Origin of the sequence: Arthrobacter sp. Cr_A7, assembly GCF_029222765.1 — a bacterium.
Lineage (GTDB): Bacteria > Actinomycetota > Actinomycetes > Actinomycetales > Micrococcaceae > Arthrobacter.
Window position 1 is genome coordinate 1 of record NZ_JARHXQ010000105.1, and the last position, 7823, is coordinate 7823.

A 7823-nucleotide genomic window follows, 5' to 3' on the forward strand; every position below is an offset into this window, starting at 1 on the left:
CCAGTCGGCCCGGGTCAATTCCCGGGCCACCCGGGAAGCGTCGGCACAGGCGCGGATACGCGCCGGGTTGACCGTCCCGATCACCGGGGCGATGCCCGCCGGGTGCTTCATCAGCCAGCCGAGGAGCACGGCTTCGCCGGAGGTGCCGTGCTCCGCCGCCAGCCGGGCCACCAGCTCGGAGGTGGCGGACTCCGCCGAGGTGGGGCTCTCCGGTTCCGCGCCGGTATAGAGCCCGCGGGCCAGCGAGCCGTACGCCTGCAGGGTAATGGAGTTGCGGGTGCAGTACTCCAGCGTGCCGTGCGGAAAGCTGTAGTCCAGGTGCTCGGGATGGTTGACCAGCACCTGGCTTTCCAGCCAGGCCCGCCTGAGCAGGCTCATCTCCAGCTGGTTTGCCACCACGGGCGTCTCCAGCCGGTCCTGCAGCACCTCGATCTGCGCACCGGACATGTTGGACACACCCAGCTGCCGGAGCTTGCCTTCAGCCATGAGCTGCCCGACGGCGGACGCCACCTCCGCGGGGTCCGCCAGCGGATCGGGGCGGTGCAGCAGGAGGATGTCCACGTAGTCCGTCCGCAGCCGTTCCAGGCTCCCGTTGACCCGCTCCAGAATGGCGTCACGGCTGAGGTCGTAGTGCGTCTGCAGGCCCCACTCGTTCAGCCGGATTCCGCATTTGGTCTGGAGCCTGATCCGGTCCCGCAGCCCCGGAGTGCCGGCCAGCACTTCGCCGAAGACCGCCTCGGACTTGCCGCTGCGGTAGATGTCCGCATGGTCGAAAAGCGTGATGCCGGCGTCCAGGGCGGCCTGGACGGCGGCAGCGGCCTCGTCCACATGGCTGCTTCCATGCGGCTCGTCGGACCAGCTGCCGCCCAGGCCCATGCAGCCGTAAATCAGCTCCTGCAACGGATGACTTCCCGCATCAGCGCAGCCACGCGGTGGTGTTGGCCGGCAGCTTGCCGTCCTCGAGCGGGGCACTGCTGACCAGCACGGTTCCGGCAGGAAGGTCGACGGCGGTGTCCCCGAAGTTGGTCACGGACTGCCAGCCGTTGGGGCGGCGGAAGTGCAGGACCTCCGGGTTGCCGGCCTCGACCCATTCGAGTTCCTCGTCCGTCTGCAGTTCATGGCGCAGCTTCAGCGCGGTGCGGTACAGCTCCAGGGTGGAGCCTTCGGTGCCGTCCTGTGCCTCGACCGCGTACTTGCTGAACCAGTCCGGCTGGGGCAGGTGCGAGCCGCCCTCGCCGAACCCGAACGAGGTGCCCTCCACCTTCCAGGGCAGCGGCACGCGGCAGCCGTCGCGGCCGATTTCCACGCCCTTGTTGCGGAAGAAGGACGGGTCCTGGCGCTCCGATTCCGGGATGTCCGCCACTTCCTGCAGCCCGAGCTCCTCGCCTTGGTACAGGTACGCGGATCCCGGGACGGCGAGCATCAGGAGCGTGGCCGCGCGGGCCCGGCGTTCGCCGAGTTCAATGTCCAACTCCTCTGCGGGTCCGCCGGCGAGCAGCCAGTCCTTGCCGTCCTGGCCCTTGGTGCGCCCCTTGCCCTTGGACACCTGAGGCAGCCCGTAGCGGGTGGCGTGCCGGACGACGTCGTGGTTGGAGAACACCCAGGTGGACGAAGCACCGGTGGCGGCCGCTTCGGCGAGGTTGCGGGTGATGATCTCCTGGTATTCGGCGGCGTCAAAATCGGCCTGCAGCAGGTCGAAGTTGAAGGCCTGGCCCAGGCCCTGCGGGCTGGCGTAGCGGGCGCGCCGGGTGGCGTGGACCCAGGCTTCCGCGACGGCCGTGCGGGGCGGGTTGTACTCGTTGAACACCTCGCGCCATTCGGCGTAGATTTCGTGGACTTCGTCGCGGTCCCAGAACGGGTGGGTGCCGTCGTCGAACCCGTCCACGCCGGTGTTGGCTGCACTCAGTTCGAGCTTGGAGAGCAGCGGCTCCGTGAGGTCCTTGGTGAGGGCGTGGGCCACGTCCACGCGGAAGCCGTCCACGCCGCGGTCCGACCAGAAGCGCAGGGTCTTGAGGAAGTCGTCCCGGATCTCCCGGTTGGACCAGTTCAGGTCCGGCTGCTCCTTGGCGAAAATGTGCATGTACCACTGGCCGGGGGTGCCGTCCGGCTCGGTGATGCGCTCCCACGCCGGACCGCCGAACACCGAGTCCCAGTCCGACGGCGGGAACTCGCCGTTGGGGCCCTTGCCGTCACGGAAGATGTAGCGGTCGCGCGCCGGGGAACCCTTCGGGGACGCGAGGGCTTCCTGGAACCACTGGTGCCGGTCCGAGGAGTGGTTGGGCACGATGTCCGCGATCAGCTTGATGCCGGCGTCGTGCAGGGCCTTGGCCATCTCGTCGAAGTCGTCCAGGGTACCGAGCTTGGGATCCACATCGCGGTAGTCGTCAACGTCGTAGCCGCCGTCGGCGAGCGCCGACGGGTAGAAGGGGCTCAGCCACACGGCATCGATCCCCAGCGACTTCAGGTACGGGACCTTGGACGTGATGCCTTTCAGGTCTCCGATGCCGTCACCGTTCGAATCGGCGAAGCTGCGCGGATAGATCTGGTAGACGGACGCCTGGCGCCACCAGTTGGGATCGGCCGGACGGTCGGAGTCGGACAGGGTTGCCAGGGTGGCAGTGGTGGACAAGGGGTGATCCTTTTCTTCTGGTTCGGCGTATATTTATTTTGACTCTAAATTTACTTCCTCGAATATTATCTGGTGTGGTCCGCAGAAAGGTCAACAGCATGCCTGAAATGCCCCTTGCCACTCCCAGCCTGCTGCGGCGGGTCAGTGCCGGCGCCGTGCTGGAGTTCATGCGCCTCTCCGGCGCGGTGACGGTTACGGAAGTCATGGACGCGACCGGCCTGACGAGGGCAACGGCCATTTCCGTGTGCGAGGACCTAAAGGACCGAGGGTGGATCCGCGAGCTGGAAAACCAGCGGGCCTTCGGGGACTACCAGAAGGGGCGGCCGGCCCGCAGGTTTGAACTGAACCACCGGGCCGGCGTGGTCATGGGCCTGGACATCGGCTATTCCAAGGTGACGGCGGTTGTTGCGGACTTGCGGGGCAAGACCGTGGCCAGGTTGAGCCGGCGTTTCGATGTCGCCGACCTTACTGCCGTCCAGCGCATCAGCTTTATCGACCAGGTGGCCATGACGGCGCTGGAGAGCGCTGCTGCCGGGCCGGAGGAAGTCCTCGCTGTCTGCGCAGGTGTTGCCGCCCCCGTGGACCGGCACGGCGACGTCCTCGCAACGCAGAAATTCTGGGGCCTGTTCGATATCGACCTGCGGGCGTCCCTGAAGGACCTTCGGGGCTGGACGGTGCTGCTGGAGAACGACGCCAACCTGGCGGCGCTCGGGGACCGCTGGCTGGGCGCGGCCGCCGGCGTGGATGATGTGGTGGTCATCCTTGCCAGCGAACGCCTGGGCTCCGGGGTCATCGACGGCGGCCGGCTGCTGCACGGCAGCCGCGGCAGCGCCGGCGAACTGGCCTTCCTGGACCTGGTCCAGGGTGTGGGCGACACCTATGGCATCGCCCACCTTGCACGGACCTGGGCAGCGGAAGCCGTGGCCGGCCCGGCAAGGACGTCCTTGCGCGCCCACGCCCGCGATGGCGCCGAGGCAGAACAGGTCTTCGCGGCCGCGGCATCCGGCGATGCCGTGGCACAGGACATCCTGGAGCGCCTGGCAGACAGGATGGCCCGCGTCATTGGCACCGTGGCCACCATGTACAACCCGGAGCTTGTGGTCATCGGCGGCGCGGTGGCCAACTCGGCCGGTGTGCTGCTGGACCCTATCGCCGCACGGCTGCCGGAATTCACGGCCACTCCCCCGCGCATCGCCGTCTCCCCGCTGGGCGACGCCATGGTGACTGTTGGTGCGGTCCGCGCGGCGCTGGACTACGTTGAGAAAAATTCCCTCGACCTGGAGCTGTCCACAACGGTCAGCTAAGCGACTCCAGGGCGGCAGCAACCGGCAGCGAGCCGTCGCAGAACTCGATCGTCCGGCCCGCCGTCTCCGGCAGGTCCAGCACGGCTGCGGCCACGATGGCCGTGTTGCTGCGCGACGTTCCCCGTCCGTCCTCCCCCGCGGTGGGGTTGACCTTGATCATGCCCGTGCCGGGTTTATCGGTCAGGGTGCCCGGCCCCAGGATTGTCCACGCGAGGTCAGTCGCGCGCAGGTACTCATCAGCCGCGGCTTTCGCCTCGGCGTAGGCAAAAAAGCCGTTGTCCTCCGGCACCCCATGGTCCTTGCGCGCCCCGAGGTAGGACACCATCACGTAGCGGTCCACGCCGGCCTGCGCTGCGGCGTCCATCGACCGGATGGCCGCGTCCCTGTCCACGGCATAGGTCCGTGAAGGGTTGCCGCCGCCGGCACCGGCGGACCACACCACGGCGTCGTGGCCCTGCAGCGCAGCGGCGATGTCCGCCGTCGTGGCATTTTCAATGTCAAGGACCGACGGCGATGCACCGGTTTCCGCGACATCGGACGCATGGTCCGGGTTGCGGATGAACGAGGTGACGCTGTGGCCTTCCTCCGCGAGGAGGGTGGACAGGTGGAGGGCCACTTTGCCGTGGCCGCCGATGATTGCGATTCGGGTCATGGACCCATTCTGCCCCTCAAGCCAGGCAGCGGTAGCGCAGGTAGACCACGCCGTTCCGGAACGTGCGCTCATCCATGAGTTCCAGCCGGAGGTTCAGGCCGTCGGGCAGGAACCGCAGGCCCCCGCCCACCGATACCGGGTTGAGGAATATCCGGCACTCATCCACCAGCCCGGCCCGGAGCGCGGCGGCGGCCAGGGTGGACCCGCCGATGCCGATGCTGCCTTCCGTCTTCTCCATCAGGTTCCGGACGGCACCGGCATCGAAGGAGCGCTCGACCCGCGTCCTCGGAGCCGGCGGCGCGTCCAAAGTTTCCGAGTAGATAATCTTGTCCGCGTTGCGCCAGATGCGCCCGTAGTCCTGGATCACGGGCGGATCGTCGCTGCCGCCAAGGGTTTCCCAGACGGCCATGACCTCGTACATGCGCCGCCCCAGCAGGTACGTGGTGATCTCGCGTTCCAGATCGTTGACGAAGGCGTGCACTTCCTCATCCGGGGCGCTCCAGTCGAAGTTGCCGCTGCTGTCTGCGACGTAGCCGTCCAGGGAGGCGATGCCGGTGTAGATGAGCTCAGCCATGCGCCCCATTCTGCCCCGCCGGCCGGTCACTGACGAGGAACTGCTGCACCATGGTCCAGAGATTGGTGACCGTCCAGTAGACCAGGACACCGATGGGAAACAGGACGCCGCCCACAGCGAAGACGACGGGCAGCGCGTAAAGCAGCATCTTTTGCTGCTTTACAAAGGGGCTTTCAGGAGCCCCCGGGACCGCAGTCCGGGCCATGATCCTTCGTTGCGTCAAGAACTGCGCAGCGACCATCACCAGGATCATCAGGACGGTCAGCAGCACAACGGCGGCCGGGTCGCCGGCACCGCCATGAAGCACCGACGCGGTCAGGGACGCCCCGAAGATGCTGGACTGGTCAAACTGCACCACGTGGCCGGCGCTCATCGCCCCGATCCCCTCCCCCTGCCGCGCCCGTGTACTGATGCCGGAGAGGACCTGGAACAGTCCCAGGAAGAACGGCACCTGGACCAGCACGGGAAGGCAGGCCGAAAACGGGTTGGTCCCGTGCTCCCGGTACAGCGCCATCTGCTCCTGGGCCATTGCCTGGCGGGACAGCGGGTCCGTTTTGCCCTGGTATTTTTCCTGCAGCTTCTTCAGGTCCGGCTGCAGGAGCCGCATCCGGCGCTGGGCATCGAGCTGCTTCAGGAACACGGGAATCAGCGCCGCGCGGATCAGCAGCACCAGCCCGATGATGGACAGCGTCCAGGTCCAGCCGCTGGCTGCCGGCATGCCGGCCGCGCTCAGCCCGTCGTGGATTCCGACCATGGTGACGGACACAAGCCACTGGAACGGAGCCATGATTTCGTCAAGAACGTCCATGCGGCGGTCCCCCAATGTCTGATGCCGCAAAGCTACGGCGAAACGGGGAACTTGTCACGCAACGAAAAAGCGGGGCCGGCGAATATCGCCGGCCCCCGCAGGGCCACCAGTTGACGCTGGTGGCCATGTCCGTTTGATTACTGCTTTACGAGCGTGTTGCCGTAGCCGGCATCGCACTTGCCGTCGTGGATGACTCCTGCCCCCGGTGCCACAACGTAGTTGCTGGCCGGGTTGAAGACGGCGGTGTTGACGTTGGTCACCTTGCTGGCGCAGGCGTTGGCGCCGTCGGCGCTCATGCTCTGGCCGCCGATCCACATGTCGATCCAGATGGTGGAGTTGGTGCCATGGACGTTGACGCCCTGGTGGCACGGGCCGCCCTGGGGATCGTTGCCGTCACCGCAGGTGTCTTCGACGATGAAGTAGCGGCGGACGTCCGGAAGGTAGATCCGCGTGCCGGCCGGGAAGTCGAGGACGTCCTCGCCGGTGGCGAGCGAGTGGCCCACGGCAATGGTGATGGGGTCTTCGTAGGTGCCGGTGCCTCCGGCGGTCTTGTGCAGTACCGGGTGGCTGATGGCGGACGAGCCTGCCGGGGTGTTGTCGTACCAGGTGTACGCCGTGGTGTAGGCGGTGGTGACGATCCGTTCGGAGGACGACGCCGGCAGGACAGGCGCGGGGGCCGCGGCAGGGGCTGCCGGTGCCGGGACAGCCGAGGGCACGGGGCGCACGGCCTGCAGCTTTTCAGCTGCCTTCTGGGCGGTTGCCGCTGCAGCCGCCTGGGCCTTCTCGGCCTCTGCTTTTTCGGCTGCGGCCTTGGCGGCCTTCTCAGCTTCGGCTGCTGCCTGGGCCTTCTCGGCTGCGGCGGCTTCCTCGGCCTTCTTGGCGGCAGCGGCCTTTTCGGCGGCAGCGCGCTGGGAGGCCCCCACCTCTGCGGACGACTTGTCGTGGACGGTGCTGGAGCTGGCTTCAATACCGGCGTTCGCCGAGGACTGTGCGGATGAGTTTGCGTCGCTGCTTACGCCGCTGCACGCCGACGTGGCGAGCAGGACCGAGAGCATGCCGACGGCCAGCAGATTGTTTCTGCGCATGGAAAACAAAGCCTCTTCATGGGAGTGCGGAACGGGCAGTCCCAGGGGGATCCTGCCCGGAGTTGGGTGCGGCTGCGGAACGCAAGGGCGCTGCCACCTGGGGGCTTACCACACGCAAGCATCAACGACGCTCTTTGGGAGGCGTGTGCGCCAGCCGGTGACCTAAACGTTACCTTGGCCGCCGGGCAGGAAGCCAATCGGTGACACGCCGGCCCCAGGACCTGCAGCGAGGGGCGCCCAATGAGGGAGTTAACAGGAAAACCCCGGAATCACGGGGATTCCGGGGGTTTAGCCTGTAGCGGTGGGGAGGCTCGATCTCCCGACCTCACGATTATGAGTCGTGCGCTCTAACCAACTGAGCTACACCGCCACGAATGAGAAAAACCTGCGCCAAGCCGGTCAAAACCGCCTTGACACAGGCCCTCATTCAGAGCCCCCCACCGGAATCGATCCGGTGACCTCGTTCTTACCAAGAACGCGCTCTACCACTGAGCTAGGGGGGCAACGAGTAAATACTCTACCGGAAGATTTTCCCACCAACAAATCGGCTCCGCGGGCGGCCGGGAAGCGGCGCAACAGTTGCACTTCTACCCTTCATGGGGTCGCTTTTCCGCGCCATTACAGGGATTCCTGGGCCACCAGCCAGCACCGCCCAGGCGCCACGGGCCGCGCGCAGACCCGCCAGATGCGTGAAGTGTGGCGAGTCCCACACCCGAAAACTTTTGTCCGCGCACGGCAACAAACGCGGGGTCACCTCCGGCCCAATTCCAG

7 protein-coding genes and 2 tRNA genes are annotated in these 7823 nt (G+C 66.8%); 1 reads left to right on the forward strand and 8 read right to left on the reverse strand.

Features of this window, described 5'->3' with window-relative positions:
- Positions 1–900, reverse strand: a 900-nt coding sequence (locus P2Q66_RS06435) for an aldo/keto reductase (protein ID WP_275726464.1), incomplete at its 3' end; no start/stop codon positions are given.
- A gap of 16 nt (positions 901–916) precedes the next feature.
- Positions 917–2629, reverse strand: a complete 1713-nt coding sequence (locus P2Q66_RS06440; protein WP_079596619.1) for a glycoside hydrolase family 13 protein — start codon at positions 2627–2629, stop codon at positions 917–919.
- 98 nt (positions 2630–2727) lie between these two features.
- On the opposite strand from P2Q66_RS06440, the gene P2Q66_RS06445 reads away from it, so the two are divergent.
- Positions 2728–3933, forward strand: a complete 1206-nt coding sequence (locus P2Q66_RS06445) for an ROK family protein (protein WP_275726466.1) — start codon at positions 2728–2730, stop codon at positions 3931–3933.
- Here P2Q66_RS06445 and P2Q66_RS06450 read toward each other — a convergent pair.
- From P2Q66_RS06450 to P2Q66_RS06475, 6 genes are all read right to left on the reverse strand, one after another.
- The gene (locus P2Q66_RS06450) at positions 3926–4585 is read right to left on the reverse strand and encodes an SDR family oxidoreductase (RefSeq protein ID WP_275726467.1); all 660 of its coding nucleotides are present in this window, start codon (positions 4583–4585) and stop codon (positions 3926–3928) included. The two genes, P2Q66_RS06445 and P2Q66_RS06450, sit on opposite strands and share 8 nt — an antisense overlap.
- A 16-nt stretch (positions 4586–4601) precedes the next feature.
- Positions 4602–5159, reverse strand: coding sequence for a dihydrofolate reductase family protein (locus P2Q66_RS06455; protein WP_275726468.1), 558 nt, complete (start codon positions 5157–5159; stop codon positions 4602–4604).
- Positions 5152–5967 (reverse strand): membrane protein insertase YidC, encoded by an 816-nt coding sequence (gene yidC / locus P2Q66_RS06460; protein ID WP_275726470.1) that lies wholly within the window; start codon positions 5965–5967, stop codon positions 5152–5154. The genes P2Q66_RS06455 and yidC overlap by 8 nt, the downstream gene beginning before the upstream one ends.
- Positions 5968–6104: 137 nt before the next feature.
- Positions 6105–7052 (reverse strand): hypothetical protein, encoded by a 948-nt coding sequence (locus tag P2Q66_RS06465; RefSeq protein WP_275726472.1) that lies wholly within the window; start codon positions 7050–7052, stop codon positions 6105–6107.
- Positions 7053–7348: 296 nt separating this feature from the next.
- Positions 7349–7422 (reverse strand) — tRNA-Met (locus tag P2Q66_RS06470).
- Between the two features lie 61 nt (positions 7423–7483).
- Positions 7484–7555: transfer RNA gene (locus P2Q66_RS06475), tRNA-Thr, on the reverse strand.
- Positions 7556–7823 lie beyond the last annotated feature (268 nt).

Coding starts and splice junctions, on each gene's coding strand:
- P2Q66_RS06465 (WP_275726472.1), bottom strand. CDS start 7,052: ATGCGCAGAAACAATCTGCTGGCCGTCGGCATGCTCTCGGTCCTGCTC.
- P2Q66_RS06455 (WP_275726468.1), bottom strand. CDS start 5,159: ATGGCTGAGCTCATCTACACCGGCATCGCCTCCCTGGACGGCTACGTC.
- P2Q66_RS06445 (WP_275726466.1), top strand. CDS start 2,728: ATGCCTGAAATGCCCCTTGCCACTCCCAGCCTGCTGCGGCGGGTCAGT.
- yidC (WP_275726470.1), bottom strand. CDS start 5,967: ATGGACGTTCTTGACGAAATCATGGCTCCGTTCCAGTGGCTTGTGTCC.
- P2Q66_RS06450 (WP_275726467.1), bottom strand. CDS start 4,585: ATGACCCGAATCGCAATCATCGGCGGCCACGGCAAAGTGGCCCTCCAC.